Genomic DNA, 15,928 nt, shown 5'->3' on the forward strand with positions numbered 1-15,928 from the left:
ACAATCTAACAAGGTCTGGAAAACGCTTGCGCAGCGAGAAGAATGTGTAAACAAAGAACACGAAGAAAAAAAGTGGACCAGATGGTCAAAATTTACATTAAAACAACAAAAGCAGAAGACAAAACATGTAATTTTTAGCACTTGAATAAAATTCAAAAACATAACACCAAAAATAAAAGGGCTTAAAATTAAAGCCCTTTACAATCAATAAATTAAATGTGTTATTTTTGCGTCATTACAAATGTTTTGTGGTTATAATTTATTGAGATTAAGCACATCTCTCATATCAAAAAGACCACTTTCCTTGCCACTCAGCCACAATGCCGATCTTACTGCGCCGTTAGCAAATGTCATGCGGCTGGAAGCCTTATGAGTGATCTCCAGACGTTCGCCGATATCGGCAAACATGGCGGTATGTTCACCCACGATGTCTCCGGCACGGACGGTGGCAAAACCTATCGTTCCGGGAACGCGTTCACCGGTATGCCCTTCGCGGCTGTAAACGGCACAATCTTTCAGATCTTTATCCAACGCATGGGCAATCGCCTCCCCCATCGCCAGCGCAGTACCTGACGGCGCATCGACTTTATGTCGATGATGCGCTTCGATAATTTCGATATCAGTGTAGTCACCCATGACCTGAGCCGCTTTCTCCAGCAACTTAAGCATGACGTTGACACCGACGCTAAAGTTGGCGGCAAAGACAATCGCAATATCTTTAGCAGCTTCACCAATCGCCTGTTTACCTGCGTCATCAAAACCCGTGGTGCCAATCACCATCCCTTTGCCATGTTGGCGGCAAAAAGCGAGATGGTTCAGCGTACCTTCCGGACGGGTAAAATCGATAAACACATCAAAATCATCTTTTACAACATCAAGGCTGCTTTGTACGATAACGCCGGTTTTTCCTGCTCCAGCCAGTTCGCCAGCATCGCTGCCCAGTAAAGAAGATCCTTCGCGTTCCAGCGCCGCGCCAAGCTGCACGCCCTCTAATGCCAGCGCCGCCTGAATCAACTGGCGGCCCATACGCCCCCTGGCTCCCGCGATGGCAACGCGGATGTTTGCATCATGCATAGCTATTCTCTTTTGTTAATTTGTATAGACCGTTTTCAGAGTAACCAGCGCATCGCTACGCCGCCAGCCAAAAACGCTGATAATTAGAAATTAATGATAAACAGGGAGGGATATCAGTGAAAGGCATGAGTCAGTGAATGACTACATGCCGATAACATGTGACAGGTTACGGCGCCAGCGCCAGCACCTCCGCCACCCACTGCTGGAAACCTTTCACGTCCAGATCCAGCGCAACCTGAACATTTGCCGGTTTATCCAGCCGACCGTCAATATCGACGACTGTCGTACCCGCAGTAAATTCACCTTGTGTTTCTACCGCCACAAAACACGGCTTGAGAGTGAACAAGTCCGGGCGAACCAGCCAGGCAATGGCACAGAGATCGTGCATTCGCAGGCCACTTTGCATACTGCCGCTGCGGTAGTGACTAAACAGTGCATGAAGCATTTTTCCGGTACGATTCAATTCCGGTAGTGTGGTGAGATATTCGGGAGTGAGCATCGCCTGATTGGTGACGTCCAGGCCACACATCACAATCTCCAGTCCGCTCTGGAAGACCTGGGCCGCCGCTTCAGGATCAATCGCAATATTAAACTCGGCATTCGGCGTGAAATTGCCACGACCGGCAGAACCGCCCATGATCACCAGACGACGAATATGCGGTTTGCATTCCGGGCACTGCGAAAGTAATAGCGCGATATTCGTCAACGGCCCGATCGCCACCAGGGTAACGGGTTCAGACGCGCACATTAGCGCATCACGAATCGCCAGAAACGCCGGTTTCTCCAGTGGTTTTCGATTGTGCTCAACGAAGTCATAACCTTCCATGCCGGATTCGCCATGAACATAAGACGCATCACGCGGTGCGCGTACCAACGGTGTTGCCGCCCCCTGGGCGAGTGGGATATCCGCATCCCAGAAATGCAGCAATTGCAGCGCATTTCGGGTAGTTTTCTGCACCGATACATTGCCTCCGACAGTCGTCATCAGTTGGAGATCGAGTTGTGGGGCAAAGATCGCGGCAGCAATCGCTGCGGCATCGTCGATACCAGGGTCAGTATCCAAAAAAATCGGCAAGCGCATGTTTTCTCCATAAAAAATGCCGGTAATAAGACCGGCATTTTCGCATAACTTAGGCTGCTAATGACTTAATCAACTTCACGAATATCGACACGCAGCTCTTTCGGCACTTCGAAAACAATGTTTTCTTCACGGCCTTCAAGCGAAATGGCTTCACCACCGCCAAGCTGCTGTAAACGTGCGACGACGTTCTGTACCAGAATATCCGGAGCTGATGCGCCCGCAGTCACACCGACGCATTTCGCTTCTTTCACCCACTCTTCCTGGATATCTGCCGCATCGTCAATTAAAAACGCGCGTTTGCCCATACGCTGTGCCAGTTCCGCCAGACGGTTGGAGTTGGAGGAGTTTTTCGAACCGACCACCAGCACAACTTCCGCCTGCTCTGCCAGGGCGCGTACTGCTTCCTGACGGTTGGTAGTGGCGTAACAAATGTCATCTTTGCGCGGCCCGACAATTTTCGGGAAGCGTTTACGCAGCGCGTCGATAACATCAGACGTGTCATCCACCGACAGCGTGGTCTGGGTCATAAAAGAGAGCTTCTCTTCGTTTTTGACCGTCAGCTTCCATACGTCATCTGGCGATTCAACCAGATACATTCCCCCTTCCGGGTTGCTGTACTGTCCCATCGTCCCTTCCACTTCCGGGTGCCCGGCGTGGCCGATGAGAATAGATTCTTCACCACGACGACTAGCGCGGGCAACTTCCATATGCACTTTGGTCACCAGCGGGCAGGTGGCGTCGAATACCGTCAGATCGCGACTTTTCGCTTCGTTGCGTACCGCCTGGGAAACGCCATGCGCAGAGAAAATCAGGATCGCACCGTCCGGCACTTCGCTGATCTGCTCAATAAAGATAGCCCCACGCTCGCGCAGGCTATCGACCACGTAGCGGTTATGCACCACTTCGTGGCGGACATATATCGGTGCGCCGTAAATGGCCAGCGCGTTTTCAACAATGCTGATAGCGCGGTCTACCCCGGCACAAAAACCACGCGGGTTGGCCAACAGGATCTGCATGTTACGCCTCCAGTGCCGGATCGATTTCCAGCACTTCAATATCAAAATGAACGGTCTGCCCGGCCAGCGGATGGTTGAAATCAACGGTAATGGAGTCGCCGTTAATTTCGCGGATCACGCCAGGCATCTCACTGCCATCCATTGCGGTAAAAAGCATTATTGCGCCAATTTCTGGCTCGCCTGCATCCATAAACTCACGGCGGGAGAAGTACTGAATCAGGTCTGGTGACGGCACGCCAAACGCCGCATCTGGCTCCAGCGTGAAGGTGGTTTTATCGCCCACTTTCAGCCCCAGCAGGTGTTGCTCCAGCCCTTCGGAAAGAGAAGCATCACCCAGGCGGAACAGCGCCGGTTTACCGTTGTTGCGGGTAGACTCGGCGGTAGTGCCATCGTCGAGTTTTAGCGTGAAGTGCACCAGGACGGCGCTATTGCTCTGTACAGATTCAGACATGCAGGTTTGCTCTTGTATTTGAGGATTTTTGCCGGATGCGGCCTACGATTTCGCAGCAATCGGTAGGCCGGATAAGATGCGTCAGCATCGCATCCGGCAGGGTTTATTATTGTTTTTTCGCTTTAGAAGGTAAAAAACCTTCCAGCACAATCAATGCCGCACCGACACAGATTGCGCTATCGGCGAGGTTGAAGGTGGCGAAATGCCAGTCGCCGACGTAGAAGTCGATCATATCGACCACAAAGCCGTGCCACAGACGGTCGAACAGGTTGCCCAGTGCGCCGCCAATAATCAGCGCGTAAGCGATATTGTTTAGCTTTTGCGTAGCCTTCGAGCGATACATCATCACCGTCAGGATCACACTAATACCAATCGCAATACCGGCAAAAAACCAACGCTGCCAGCCGCCGCTATCGGCAAGGAAACTAAACGCCGCGCCATAGTTACGCGCATAATGCAGATTAAGCGACGGGAACAGCGGAACCGTATCCCCCAGAGCAAAGTTCTGGAGGATCAGGTATTTGCTGCCCAGATCGATAATCAGCACGACTACCACCAGCCACAGCCAGCGTAGCCCTGTTGAACAGATCGATTGACTCATCAGGCAAACTTACGTTTTTCACCGTCGCCGGCGACGTTGCTGACACAGCGGCCGCAGATTTCTGCGTGTTCCGCCACCTTGCCGACATCCTGGGTGTAGTGCCAGCAGCGTGGGCACTTATCACCTTCGGCTTTACTCAACGCGACTTTCAGCCCTTTGAGTACTTCGCTCTGCTGCGCATCAGCAGGTGCGTCGTTATAGTCTGCAACGGCAGCGCCAGAGGTCAACAGGACAAATCGTAATTCATCACCCAGCGCGGTCAGTTTCGCCGCCAGTTCGGGTTCCGCGTACAGGGTCACTGCCGCTTCCAGAGAACCGCCGACTTTCTTATCCGCACGAGCCTGCTCGATGACTTTGTTCACTTCGCCACGCACTTTCAGCAGCTCGTCCCAGAATGCATCGTTCATCGCTTCGCTGTCTGCCAGACCAAACAGGCCTTCGTACCACTCACCGGTGAAGACGTATTTTTCACGCTCGCCCGGCAGGTAGCCCCACACTTCATCAGCGGTGAAGGAGAGGATCGGCGCCATCCAGCGCACCAGCGCTTCTGCAATGTGATACAGCGCAGTCTGGCAGCTACGACGCGCCACGCTGTCCGCTTTAGCGGTGTACTGACGGTCTTTGATGATATCGAGGTAGAAAGAGCCCATCTCAACGGAGCAGAAGCGCATCAGGCGCTGTACCACTTCGTGGAAATCGTATGCTTCGTAAGCCTTGAGGATGTCTTCCTGAGCCGCTTTCGCACAACCCACAGCCCATCTGTCCAGTACCACCATCTCTTCCGGTTTCACCATATCTTTTGCTGGATCGAAACCATTGAGGTTTGCCAGCAGGAAGCGCGCGGTGTTACGGATACGACGATAGCTGTCAGCAGCACGTTTCAGGATCTCGTCAGAAACAGCCATTTCGCCGGTATAGTCGGTTGATGCCACCCACAGACGCAGAATATCCGCGCCAAGTTTGTTCATCACATCCTGCGGCGAAACGGTGTTGCCGATGGATTTAGACATCTTGCGACCCTGACCATCCACGGTAAAGCCGTGAGTCAGTACCTGACGATACGGCGCTTTGCCTTTCATCGCAGTGGAGATCATCAGGGAAGACATGAACCAACCACGGTGTTGGTCAGAACCTTCCAGATACATGTCCGCAGCGTGGCCGGCAAATTCCGGACGCACGTCAACAACGGAAGAGTGGGTAGATCCAGAGTCAAACCACACATCCAGCGTATCAGGCACTTTCACGTACTGGTCAGCTTCGTCGCCGAGGATCTCTTTCGCATCAAGATCCCACCACGCCTGAATGCCATCAACTTCAACGCGTTTTGCCACTTCTTCCATCAGTTCGAGAGTACGCGGATGCAGCTCTTCAGTGTCTTTGTGCACGAACAGTGACATCGGTACGCCCCAGGTACGCTGACGGGAGATACACCAGTCAGGACGGTTAGCGACCATCGACTCGATACGCGCCTGACCCCAGTCCGGGATCCACTGCACGCCTTTGATCTCTTTCAGTGACTGCGCACGCAGACCTTTCTGATCCATGCTGACGAACCACTGCGGCGTCGCGCGGAAGATGATCGGCGTTTTGTGACGCCAGCAGCACGGATAGCTATGCTGCATTTTCTCAACATGCAGCAGCGCGCCTTTTTCCTGCAACAGCGCAACGACGATGTCGTTCGCTTTGAAGACGTTCACACCATCCAGCGTCGGGTAAGTACCCGGCAGATAAGTGCCGTCCGGACCAACCGGGTTAGCGGTTTCCAGGCCGTATTTCTGACCAATCACATAGTCGTCCGGGCCGTGGCCAGGCGCGGTGTGAACAGCACCAGTACCGGCATCCAGGGTAACGTGATCGCCGAGGATTGCGGGAACGTCGAAGCCCATAAACGGATGAGTAAAGCGCAGCAGCTCAAGCTCTGCACCTTTCACCGTGCCGAGAATGGTGTAATCGGTCACGCCGATACGTTGCATTACGCTTTCAACCAGATCTTTCGCCAGAATCACGGCCTGACCGTCGATCTGCACCAGCGCATAGTCGAAATCAGGTGCAATGGAGATTGCGCGGTTCGCAGGCAGAGTCCACGGCGTAGTGGTCCAGATCACCAGCGAAATTGAGCCGTTAACGTTGCTGACGCCAAATTTCGCTTTCAGCGCATCCTGATCGACTGCCTGGAAAGCAACGTCGATGGACGGAGAGGTTTTGTCGTAATACTCAACTTCCGCTTCTGCCAGCGCAGAACGGCAGTCAACGCACCAGTGTACCGGCTTCGCACCTTTGTGCAGGTGACCGTTGCCGATGATTTTACCCAGCGCGCGGATGATATTGGCTTCAGTTTTGAAGTCCATGGTCAGGTACGGGTGCGACCAGTCGCCCAGCACGCCCAGACGGATAAAGTCTTTGCGCTGACCATCAACCTGGGTCGCAGCGTATTCGCGGCACTTGGCGCGGAACTCGGCGGCGGTGAATTTCTCACCCGGTTTACCGTATTCTTGCTCTACTTTCAGTTCGATCGGCAGACCGTGGCAGTCCCAGCCTGGCACATACGGCGAGTCATAACCGGAAAGCCCTTTGGACTTGATGATTATGTCTTTCAGAATCTTGTTAACCGAGTGACCAATATGAATGCTGCCATTCGCATATGGAGGGCCATCATGCAGAATGAAGGTTTTTTTGCCTTTTTTAGCCGCACGGATGATGCCGTACAGATCATCATCAGTCCAACGCGCCAGCATTCCCGGTTCGCGCTTGGCGAGATCGCCACGCATCGGGAACCCTGTTTCCGGCAAATTCAGGGTTGATTTATAGTCACTCATCAGATTCTCGGTTCCGTATTTCGGTTTGATTACATAACAGGCTTAAGCCGGTTTTGTTAGCCCAAAAAATTCGCGGGCGGTTAATTCATCACGCGCAATCTGCGCTTTCAGTTCGTCCAGCGACGCAAATCGCTGCTCACTGCGTATTTTTTTACGCAACACTACTTGTATATGGCGACCGTATAGGTCCATTGCAACATCTAACAAATGCACTTCCAGCTGCTGGCGAATACCGGCAACCGTAGGGCGTGTTCCGATGTTTGCCACGCCGGGTAACGGCTTTTCACCGAGGCCCAGCACTTCTACCGCATAAACCCCTTTCACCGGGGAAACCTGACGGCGTAGCGATACATTCGCCGTCGGGAAACCAATAGTGCGCCCTAACTCATCACCGTGGACTACACGCCCGGAAATGGCAAACGGGTGCCCCAGTAAACTTTCCGCCAGAGCCAGATTGTCATCCGCCAGCGCCTGACGCACGGCGGTGCTGCTGATACGCACGCCACCTTCGCAAAAAGTTTGCGTACTGGTGATATCGAAGCCGTATTCCATGCCAGCTTTCTGTAATAACAAGAAATCACCTTCACGACCAGCGCCAAAGCGGAAATCATCACCAACAGCCAGAAATTTTACCCGCAAATGCTTCACCAGAAGATCGCTGATGAAATTTTGCGCGGTTAACGCCGCGAAACGTCTGTCGAAACGCACGCACAGCACGTAATCAACGCCACACTCTGCAAGGTAACGCAGTTTTTCCCGCAGTCGGGTCAGACGTGCCGGGGCTTTGTCGGTAGCAAACAGTTCCAGCGGTTGAGGCTCAAAAATCATCACCATCACCGGTAAGTTGCGCTTGCGCCCTTCTTCCTGCAACCCTTGCAACAGCGCGCGATGACCACGATGCACGCCGTCGAAATTACCAATAGTCAGCACACACCCTTCTTGCGGGGCCTGGCTGAGATTATGTATGCCGCGTATCAGCTTCATGTCTGGCTCAAAACAGTGAAAATCGTCCGAGTATACCTTGTACAGCGGTCAAGGTTAACCGGCGATTGAGTACTGAAATCAGAAAGAAGTGGCTTTTCATTGCCATGGCGCAAATCACGGTAAGAAACTAACGACCTGCTGCAATTTTATCGCGGAAAAGCTGTATTCACACCACGCAAGCTGGTAGAATCCTGCGCCATCACTACGTAACGAGCGCCGCCATATTAACGGCGCTTATTTGCACAAATCCATTGACAAAAGAAGGCTAAAAGGGCATATTCCTCGGCCTTTGAATTGTCCATATAGAACACATTTGGGAGTTGGACCTTGGCTAATATCAAATCAGCTAAGAAGCGCGCCATTCAGTCTGAAAAGGCTCGTAAGCACAACGCAAGCCGTCGCTCTATGATGCGTACTTTCATCAAGAAAGTATACGCAGCTATCGAAGCTGGCGACAAAGCTGCTGCACAGAAAGCATTTAACGAAATGCAACCGATCGTGGACCGTCAGGCTGCTAAAGGTCTGATCCACAAAAACAAAGCTGCACGTCATAAGGCTAACCTGACTGCGCAGATCAACAAACTGGCTTAATCGCCTTTTGTTGTCAGCTTTGTAAAAAAACCCGCGTAAGCGGGTTTTTTTATGTCTCCAGCAGGCCAAAACTGCAGCCTGCAAAGTACGAATAGTTATTTCGCGGCTGGCGTAAACAGCGCAGAGTAATCGGCATTGCAAATACGCTGTACCGCAGGGTGTTGAATCATCCTTTCGGCAAAAATCGCATGGTACTCTTCCATGACGTTCTCAACTCGCCCAATCTCCACAACCGAGTTATCATTATAAAAATCATTGGCATATAGCGAAGGCGCAACGAAAATAGCGTTATGCGTCGCCCCAAAGGCTTTCATCAACGCCGCATCATCAAACTCCCCCAGAATTTCAACGTTTAAGCCCTGAGAGTTAAACCAGTTTAATAGCTTGCGTCCCAACATTGAGCGACGCCCCGGAATAAGTAAACGACGCTCTTCCAGACAGGCAGGAAACGGCTTTTCCGGCAGCGGGTTAGTACACCAGAAACTGACGCCACACTCGCCAATTTTCATGGAAAACAGCCCTTCTTGTTGGGTGGAGTCGATCGGACAGTCAGAGATGATCATATCCAGCTTATGCTGACTCAACTGCTCTAACAGCATCTCGTGCGTCGATTCGAAACAGCGTAGATGGATCTGCTCGTCTTCTACAACGGCTGCATCCAGAACACTGCTGACCAGGCGTTTGGAAAGGGCATCTGCCACACCAACATCAAATAATAAGTTGGACTCTTTGCGATAGTTGACGATATCCAGCATTTCCTGGCTTAACGTGAACATTTTATCGGCATAGCGATAGACCAGTTCCCCCAGTTCACTGGGTTCCAGACCGCGTCCTTTACGCTTAAATAATTTCCCTTGCAGGCGCTCTTCCAGCGCCCGGATCTGTCCGGTAATGGTTTGTGGTGTTAAATAAAGCGCCTCCGCTGCGCCAACCACAGAGCCTTCTTTGTAGACATGCCAGAAGTAATACAAGTGGTTGTAATTGATATGAGACATGCTCATTTCTCTCCCTGATAAGAATGAAAAGGGAGCCATTTATGGCTCCCCGGAACATCGTCCTGTCAAACTGATGGACGTAAACGAATGCGTAACCAGCTATATCCAATTACCGCCGAAGAGATTGAGCCAACCAGAATGCCCAATTTCGCCCAGTTAATCAGTTCTGGATCTACGCTACCAAAAGCCAGGCTGGCGATAAAGATAGACATAGTAAAACCGATACCGCACAGGATACCAACCGCCATAATTTGCTGATAAGTGGTTCCCTCCGGCAAATGCGCCAGTTTCAAACGCAGCGCCAGCCAGCAGAACAAACTAATACCCAACGGCTTGCCAATCAGCAAACCGGCGATGATCCCTAATGGCAGGATGGAGGTCAGGCCATCCAGCGTCACGCCTTGCAGAGAAACGCCGGCATTGGCAAAAGCAAACAACGGCAAAATCAGATAAGCCACCCACGGATGCAATACATGCTCCAGGCGCTTCGCCGGAGAACGACCATGCTTCTCTTTCAATGGAATAAAGAAACCGACAATGACGCCTGCCAGCGTTGCGTGGACGCCTGATTTCAACACTGCAGTCCACAACACCACGCCGACCAGAATATAAACTCCCGTGCGGCGAACACCACAAATGTTCAGCACCGCGAGCACCGCAATTGCTACAGCAGCAACGCCAAGAGAGGCCATTGACAAGTCATTAGTGTAAAACAAGGCGATGATAATGATGGCTCCAAGATCGTCGATAATAGCCAGCGCCATCAAAAAAATCTTCAGTGCTAACGGTACACGGCTTCCCAATAACGCCAGGACACCGAGGGCAAAGGCAATATCAGTCGCCGCCGGGATTGCCCACCCTTCACGAGTGATAGGATCGGCGTAGTTAAAGGCCAAATAGAGCAATGCCGGGACAATCATCCCGCCGATTGCGGCAATAACCGGAAACGCAGCCTGGCGCAAACTGGCCAACGATCCTTGCATCAGCTCGCGTTTAACTTCCAGACCAACTAACAGGAAAAATATCGCCATTAGCGCGTCATTTATCCATAACAGCATGTTTTTATTGATTTCAAGAGAACCTACCCGCAGCTGAACCGGCGTCTCAAGAAAGTCGTGATACCATCCACTGGTTGCACAGCTATTGGCCATAATCATCGCCAGAACAGCGGCAATGATGAGAATAATGCCTCCCGAGGCATCACTGCTAAAGAATCGATGCAGATGTTTCACTTTTTATTTCTCTTTCAGGTGAATAGATCGTTTTTACTATTTTACTCTGCACGAATCATCGTTAAAATCAGATTATAGTGTAGGAACAATTCGCTTTTAACGATCTATAAAGAAGATTGCGTCACCAGCAGAGGGAGTGTTTTTGGCGCCCGAAAGCGGTGGCTGATGACCTCAAGCCCTGATAATCATAGCTTAATGTCAAGATTTCTGAGGGGTTTATTCGGAATAAGTAATAATTAATTTGCAATAAACCGGAGCTGTTTGTTAAGGCGATATTTCAAATATCTCCAATTTATCGTCAATAATCGCAATAAAAAGCTAAATCAAAGTTAACTGATTGAATCCTTAAAAAAATTACGCCATAAAAATGCGAGGCGTCTTCAGGATTAGAATCGATAAAACAGAATGGATTAAAGAGAGCAGTATAATAGCGGCGGGTGCTTGAGGCTGTCTGTCTCAGGCATTAGCTGGATGGCAGATAGAGAAAAGCCCCGAGTGATATTTTACCATCAACCCGAGGCCCCCTATATGCAGACCCATGTAGAGTGCCTCTTACTGACCGTAAGGTCAAGGAGAAGAGAGCAATGAAGCAGCATAAGGCGATGATAGTCGCCCTGATCGTCATCTGTATCACCGCCGTAGTGGCGGCGCTGGTAACGAGAAAAGACCTCTGTGAGGTTCACATCCGAACTGGCCAGACGGAGGTTGCTGTTTTCACGGCTTACGAATCCAAGTAAGAGCAACGGCGGGGAGCGATCCCCGCCACTTTACAGGTGCCCGCATATCTTCAACGCACCCTATTTTTTTACGCTGGCCTGCCCACGGGCAGGCCTTTGGGAAAATTAGCGAGTCAGGTCGTCAAAAAACTTCTTCACGCCATCAAAGAAACTCTTCGAGCGTGGGCTGTTGTGCTCGCCGGTTGGGCCACCGAAGCTTTCTTGCAGCTCTTGCAGCAGCTGTTTCTGCTTCTCGTTCAGACCTACCGGCGTTTCGACGACAACGCGACACAGCAAATCGCCCTGTGCACCGCCGCGAACAGACTTAACGCCTTTACCGCGCATACGGAACAACTTACCGGTCTGGGTTTCGCCAGGCACTTTCAGCTTGACGCGACCATCAAGGGTCGGCACTTCGATTTCGCCGCCCAGCGCCGCCATAGCGAAGTTGATCGGGACTTCACAATACAGGTTGTTGCCTTCACGCTCGAAAATCGGGTGCTGTTTAACCTGAACCTGAACGTACAGATCGCCTGCCGGTGCGCCATGCTCGCCTGCTTCACCTTCGCCCGCAAGACGGATGCGGTCTCCAGTGTCCACCCCTGCCGGGATTTTAACGGACAGCGTTTTGCTACGCTCAACACGACCATGACCATGGCATTTGTTGCACGGATCTTTGATAAGCGTACCGCGCCCCTGACAGTGCGGACAGGTCTGCTGCACGGCAAAGAAGCCCTGGCGCATCTGCACCTGACCAGAACCATGACAGGTCGGACAGGTCTGCGGCTGCGTACCTGGTTTTGCACCGCTACCGTGGCAAACGTCACACTCTTCCAGAGTCGGAATGCGGATCTCTTTGGTCACGCCACGTACAGCTTCTTCGAGGGTGAGCTCCATGTTATAGCGTAAATCAGCACCACGCGCCGCACGTTGACGACCACGTCCGCCGCCAAAAATATCGCCGAAAACGTCACCAAAAATATCGCTGAAGTCTGCGCCACCGCCAAAACCGCCGCCGCCCATGCCGCCTTGCTCAAATGCCGCATGACCGTACTGATCATATGCCGCGCGTTTTTGCGAGTCGGTCAGAACTTCATAAGCTTCCTTGATCTCTTTAAATTTCGCCTCGGCCTCTTTGTCACCCTGGTTACGGTCCGGGTGATATTTCATGGCCAGGCGTTTATAGGCCTTTTTGATTTCACGCTCTTCCGCTGTTTTGGAAACGCCTAAAATCTCGTAATAATCTTGCTTAGCCATTTTTTTTGATTTGCCCCTAGATGAATGCACGGGCGGAGAGGAAAATCCCCTTCGCCCGTGTCAGTATAATTACCCGTTTATAGGGCGATTATTTTTTGTCTTTGACTTCTTCAAACTCAGCGTCGACAACATCGTCATCTTTCACGTTGTTTGCAGAAGCATCAGCACCGGCAGTCTGCTGCTGTGCATGTTGCTGCTGGGCGATTTCCATCAGTTTCTGGGAAACCTGTGCCAGTTCCTGCATTTTCGCTTCGATAGCGGCTTTGTCTTCACCTTTCAGAGCAGTTTCCAGTGCAGTCAGCGCAGACTCGATAGCAGTTTTGTCGTCAGCCGGCAGTTTGTCGCCTGCTTCTTCAACCTGCTTACGGGTGCTGTGCAGCAGATGGTCGCCCTGGTTGCGAGTCTGTACCAGCTCTTCAAACTTACGGTCTGCTTCGGCGTTAGCTTCCGCGTCGCGTACCATTTTCTGGATTTCATCTTCGTTCAGACCAGAAGAAGCCTTGATGGTGATCTTCTGTTCTTTACCGCTGTTTTTGTCTTTCGCGGAAACGTGCAGGATACCGTCAGCATCGATATCGAAGGTAACTTCGATCTGCGGCATACCGCGCGGAGCCGGGTTGATACCATCCAGGTTGAACTGACCCAGAGATTTGTTATCAGCCGCACGTTTACGTTCACCCTGCAGCACGTGGATGGTTACCGCAGACTGGTTGTCTTCAGCGGTAGAGAACACCTGGCTGTGCTTGGTCGGGATAGTGGTGTTTTTCGCGATCAGCGTCGTCATCACACCACCCATGGTTTCGATACCCAGAGACAGCGGGGTAACGTCCAGCAGCAGTACGTCTTTCACGTCGCCAGTCAGTACACCACCCTGTACGGCAGCACCGATTGCCACAGCTTCGTCCGGGTTAACGTCTTTACGCGGCTCTTTACCAAAGAACTCAGCAACTTTCTTCTGAACCATTGGCATACGAGTCTGACCACCAACGAGGATAACATCGTCGATATCAGATACGGACAGGCCAGCATCCTGCAGAGCAACTTTCAGCGGCTCGATGGAACGGTTCACCAGGTCTTCGACCAGGCTTTCCAGTTTTGCACGAGTCACTTTGATGTTCATGTGTTTCGGACCAGTCGCATCTGCGGTGATGTACGGCAGGTTAACGTCGGTCTGCTGAGCGGAAGACAGTTCGATTTTCGCTTTTTCTGCCGCTTCTTTCAGGCGCTGCATTGCCAGCGGATCGTTGCGCAGGTCAATGCCCTGATCTTTCTTGAATTCTTCAACCAGGTAGTTGATCAGACGGCTGTCGAAGTCTTCACCACCCAGGTGGGTATCACCGTTGGTTGCCAGAACTTCGAAGGTTTTTTCGCCGTCAACTTCGTCGATTTCGATAATAGAAATATCGAAAGTACCACCACCCAGGTCATAAACCGCGATAGTACGGTTGCCAGTACCTTTGTCCAGACCGTAAGCCAGTGCAGCAGCGGTCGGTTCGTTGATGATACGTTTTACTTCCAGACCAGCGATACGGCCTGCGTCTTTGGTTGCCTGACGCTGAGCATCGTTAAAGTATGCCGGTACGGTGATAACTGCTTCAGTTACCGGTTCGCCCAGGTAATCTTCTGCAGTTTTCTTCATTTTTTTCAGCACTTCAGCAGAGATCTGCGGCGGTGCCATTTTTTGGCCTTTAACTTCGACCCATGCGTCGCCGTTATCAGCAGCAATAATTTTGAACGGCATGATGGAAACATCACGCTGCACTTCTTCGTCCTGGAAGCGGCGGCCAATCAGGCGTTTAATCGCAAACAGGGTGTTTTGCGGGTTCGTCACTGCCTGACGTTTAGCCGGCTGACCAACCAGAGTTTCACCATCCTGGGTATAGGCAATGATAGAAGGCGTGGTGCGATCGCCTTCGGCGTTCTCCAGCACACGAGGAGTGGTGCCATCCATAATCGCTACACAAGAGTTGGTAGTACCCAGGTCGATACCAATTATTTTACCCATCTAAACGTCTCCACTATATATTCGGTCATCATGTGGTTGTGAGTCTGTAATAGGGGCGAAACGTCTGGTTTCAACTGCCCAATTTCATTTTTTTGCAGACTCACTCACTGCGGTTGACTACTAAATGGGGTCGTAACCCACGTCATCAAGGGGGAGATGCAAAAATTTTTTGTGCTTTTGCGCAGAAATTTCACGATATGCCGGAAGAAGTGAAAAAAAGGGAGCAATAATATTCACGTAAAAAATGAATTTCACACAAATCATTCACTAAAAAATTGTAATAAAAAGAAAAGATTACGCACCTGAATCTTCTTTTCGTCAGCAGTAAACTAGTGGCTATTCTTCCCCCGACTGCTCCCCGCTAAGAGAATCTTCATGAAATCCATTTTTATGATTTCCGCCACCCTCGTGCTCGGCCTGATGCTGTGCTGCACCGCGCAGGCCAACGACCATAAAATCCTCGGCGTCATTGCCATGCCGCGTAACGAAACCAACGATCTGACGTTGAAACTCCCCGTTTGCCGCATTGTAAAACGCATACAACTCACTGCCGATCATGGCGATTTACAGTTAAGCGCCACGTCGGTTTATTTCAAAGCAGCCCGTAGCGCCAGCCAAAGCCTGAACATTCCGGCTGAAATCAAAGAAGGGCAAACCACCGGCTGGATCAACATTAACAGCGATAACGACAACAAACGCTGCGTGTCAAAAATCACCTTTTCCGGTCATACGGTGAACTCATCGGATATGGCCACGCTGAAAATTATCGGCGACGACTAATCTTTTAATACAGAAGCCACAATGACATGAACGTCAATTATCTACATGATTCGGACTTAGATTTTCTACAGCATTGCAGCGAAGAACAGCTGGCAAACTTTACCCGCTTACTCACTCATAATGAAAAAGGCAAAACCCGCCTGTCCAGCGTATTAATGCGCAACGAACTGTTTAAATCGATGGAAGGGCATCCAGAGCAGCATCGCCGCAACTGGCAGCTAATTGCCGGAGAATTACAACATTTCGGCGGCGGGTAATGACTCCAACTTATTGATAGTGTTTTATGTTCAGATAATGCCCGATGACTTTGTCATGCAGCTCCACCGATT

General features: G+C 51.2%; 15 protein-coding genes and 2 pseudogenes. 4 read left to right on the plus strand and 13 right to left on the minus strand.

Going from position 1 to position 15,928, the window contains the following annotated elements:
* Window positions 1-252 precede the first annotated feature (252 nt).
* From dapB to FC814_RS04000, 8 genes and pseudogenes are all read right to left on the minus strand, one after another.
* Complete coding sequence (gene dapB, locus FC814_RS03965; protein ID WP_137325551.1) at window positions 253-1,074, minus strand: 4-hydroxy-tetrahydrodipicolinate reductase; 822 nt, start codon at window positions 1,072-1,074, stop codon at window positions 253-255.
* Between the two features lie 166 nt (window positions 1,075-1,240).
* Window positions 1,241-2,155 carry a ribonucleoside hydrolase RihC gene (rihC, locus tag FC814_RS03970; RefSeq protein WP_137325552.1) on the minus strand — a complete coding sequence of 305 codons (915 nt, stop codon included), beginning with the start codon at window positions 2,153-2,155 and terminating at the stop codon, window positions 1,241-1,243.
* A gap of 65 nt (window positions 2,156-2,220) precedes the next feature.
* Window positions 2,221-3,171, minus strand: a complete 951-nt coding sequence (gene ispH / locus FC814_RS03975; RefSeq protein WP_001166392.1) for a 4-hydroxy-3-methylbut-2-enyl diphosphate reductase — start codon at window positions 3,169-3,171, stop codon at window positions 2,221-2,223.
* Window position 3,172: 1 nt separating this feature from the next.
* Window positions 3,173-3,622 (minus strand): FKBP-type peptidyl-prolyl cis-trans isomerase, encoded by a 450-nt coding sequence (gene fkpB / locus FC814_RS03980; protein WP_000004661.1) that lies wholly within the window; start codon window positions 3,620-3,622, stop codon window positions 3,173-3,175.
* 106 nt (window positions 3,623-3,728) lie between these two features.
* Window positions 3,729-4,223: a signal peptidase II gene (gene lspA / locus FC814_RS03985; RefSeq protein ID WP_000083378.1), complete on the minus strand. Its 495-nt coding sequence runs from the start codon at window positions 4,221-4,223 to the stop codon at window positions 3,729-3,731.
* Window positions 4,223-7,039: an isoleucine--tRNA ligase gene (gene ileS, locus FC814_RS03990; protein WP_085460300.1), complete on the minus strand. Its 2,817-nt coding sequence runs from the start codon at window positions 7,037-7,039 to the stop codon at window positions 4,223-4,225. Before ileS ends, lspA begins: the two co-directional genes overlap by 1 nt.
* Window positions 7,040-7,081: 42 nt before the next feature.
* On the minus strand, window positions 7,082-8,023 hold the full coding sequence (gene ribF, locus FC814_RS03995) for a bifunctional riboflavin kinase/FAD synthetase (RefSeq protein ID WP_137325553.1): 942 nt from the start codon (window positions 8,021-8,023) through the stop codon (window positions 7,082-7,084).
* Between the two features lie 7 nt (window positions 8,024-8,030).
* Window positions 8,031-8,248, minus strand: a pseudogene (locus FC814_RS04000) (DUF2575 domain-containing protein).
* Between the two features lie 102 nt (window positions 8,249-8,350).
* Between FC814_RS04000 and rpsT the strand changes: the two are divergent.
* Complete coding sequence (gene rpsT, locus FC814_RS04005; RefSeq protein ID WP_001274021.1) at window positions 8,351-8,614, plus strand: 30S ribosomal protein S20; 264 nt, start codon at window positions 8,351-8,353, stop codon at window positions 8,612-8,614.
* Between the two features lie 95 nt (window positions 8,615-8,709).
* On the opposite strand, the gene nhaR is transcribed toward rpsT, so the two are convergent.
* Window positions 8,710-9,615, minus strand: coding sequence for a transcriptional activator NhaR (gene nhaR, locus FC814_RS04010; protein ID WP_000062880.1), 906 nt, complete (start codon window positions 9,613-9,615; stop codon window positions 8,710-8,712).
* A 59-nt stretch (window positions 9,616-9,674) separates the two neighbouring features.
* Window positions 9,675-10,841, minus strand: coding sequence for a Na+/H+ antiporter NhaA (nhaA, locus tag FC814_RS04015; protein WP_137325554.1), 1,167 nt, complete (start codon window positions 10,839-10,841; stop codon window positions 9,675-9,677).
* Between the two features lie 584 nt (window positions 10,842-11,425).
* Between nhaA and mokC the strand changes: the two genes are divergently transcribed.
* Window positions 11,426-11,578 (plus strand): type I toxin-antitoxin system toxin MokC, encoded by a 153-nt coding sequence (mokC, locus tag FC814_RS04020; protein WP_137325555.1) that lies wholly within the window; start codon window positions 11,426-11,428, stop codon window positions 11,576-11,578.
* A 105-nt stretch (window positions 11,579-11,683) separates the two neighbouring features.
* Here mokC and dnaJ read toward each other — a convergent pair whose 3' ends face one another.
* Window positions 11,684-12,814 carry a molecular chaperone DnaJ gene (gene dnaJ / locus FC814_RS04025; protein WP_001118464.1) on the minus strand — a complete coding sequence of 377 codons (1,131 nt, stop codon included), beginning with the start codon at window positions 12,812-12,814 and terminating at the stop codon, window positions 11,684-11,686.
* A gap of 88 nt (window positions 12,815-12,902) precedes the next feature.
* On the minus strand, window positions 12,903-14,819 hold the full coding sequence (gene dnaK / locus FC814_RS04030) for a molecular chaperone DnaK (RefSeq protein ID WP_059222122.1): 1,917 nt from the start codon (window positions 14,817-14,819) through the stop codon (window positions 12,903-12,905).
* A gap of 375 nt (window positions 14,820-15,194) precedes the next feature.
* Here dnaK and FC814_RS04035 point away from each other — a divergent pair, with 375 nt between their 5' ends.
* Window positions 15,195-15,599: a DUF2541 family protein gene (locus FC814_RS04035; protein WP_137325556.1), complete on the plus strand. Its 405-nt coding sequence runs from the start codon at window positions 15,195-15,197 to the stop codon at window positions 15,597-15,599.
* A 26-nt stretch (window positions 15,600-15,625) separates the two neighbouring features.
* Window positions 15,626-15,850: pseudogene (locus tag FC814_RS04040) on the plus strand (DUF3944 domain-containing protein); the annotation flags it as partial.
* Window positions 15,851-15,866: 16 nt separating this feature from the next.
* On the opposite strand, the gene FC814_RS23430 reads toward FC814_RS04040, so the two are convergent.
* On the minus strand, window positions 15,867-15,928 hold a 62-nt coding region (locus FC814_RS23430), incomplete at its 5' end, for an IS1 family transposase (protein WP_071528444.1).

The organism is Escherichia sp. MR (genome assembly GCF_005280595.1).
In the GTDB taxonomy this organism is placed as follows: domain Bacteria; phylum Pseudomonadota; class Gammaproteobacteria; order Enterobacterales; family Enterobacteriaceae; genus Escherichia; species Escherichia ruysiae.

Excerpts from the sequence above, each read along its gene's own strand:
- dapB (WP_137325551.1), bottom strand. The coding sequence starts at position 1,074 with ATGCATGATGCAAACATCCGCGTTGCCATCGCGGGAGCCAGGGGGCGT.
- lspA (WP_000083378.1), bottom strand. The coding sequence starts at position 4,223 with ATGAGTCAATCGATCTGTTCAACAGGGCTACGCTGGCTGTGGCTGGTG.
- ispH (WP_001166392.1), bottom strand. The coding sequence starts at position 3,171 with ATGCAGATCCTGTTGGCCAACCCGCGTGGTTTTTGTGCCGGGGTAGAC.
- ileS (WP_085460300.1), bottom strand. The coding sequence starts at position 7,039 with ATGAGTGACTATAAATCAACCCTGAATTTGCCGGAAACAGGGTTCCCG.
- nhaR (WP_000062880.1), bottom strand. The coding sequence starts at position 9,615 with ATGAGCATGTCTCATATCAATTACAACCACTTGTATTACTTCTGGCAT.
- ribF (WP_137325553.1), bottom strand. The coding sequence starts at position 8,023 with ATGAAGCTGATACGCGGCATACATAATCTCAGCCAGGCCCCGCAAGAA.
- mokC (WP_137325555.1), top strand. The coding sequence starts at position 11,426 with ATGAAGCAGCATAAGGCGATGATAGTCGCCCTGATCGTCATCTGTATC.
- dnaK (WP_059222122.1), bottom strand. The coding sequence starts at position 14,819 with ATGGGTAAAATAATTGGTATCGACCTGGGTACTACCAACTCTTGTGTA.
- fkpB (WP_000004661.1), bottom strand. The coding sequence starts at position 3,622 with ATGTCTGAATCTGTACAGAGCAATAGCGCCGTCCTGGTGCACTTCACG.
- rihC (WP_137325552.1), bottom strand. The coding sequence starts at position 2,155 with ATGCGCTTGCCGATTTTTTTGGATACTGACCCTGGTATCGACGATGCC.
- dnaJ (WP_001118464.1), bottom strand. The coding sequence starts at position 12,814 with ATGGCTAAGCAAGATTATTACGAGATTTTAGGCGTTTCCAAAACAGCG.
- FC814_RS04035 (WP_137325556.1), top strand. The coding sequence starts at position 15,195 with ATGAAATCCATTTTTATGATTTCCGCCACCCTCGTGCTCGGCCTGATG.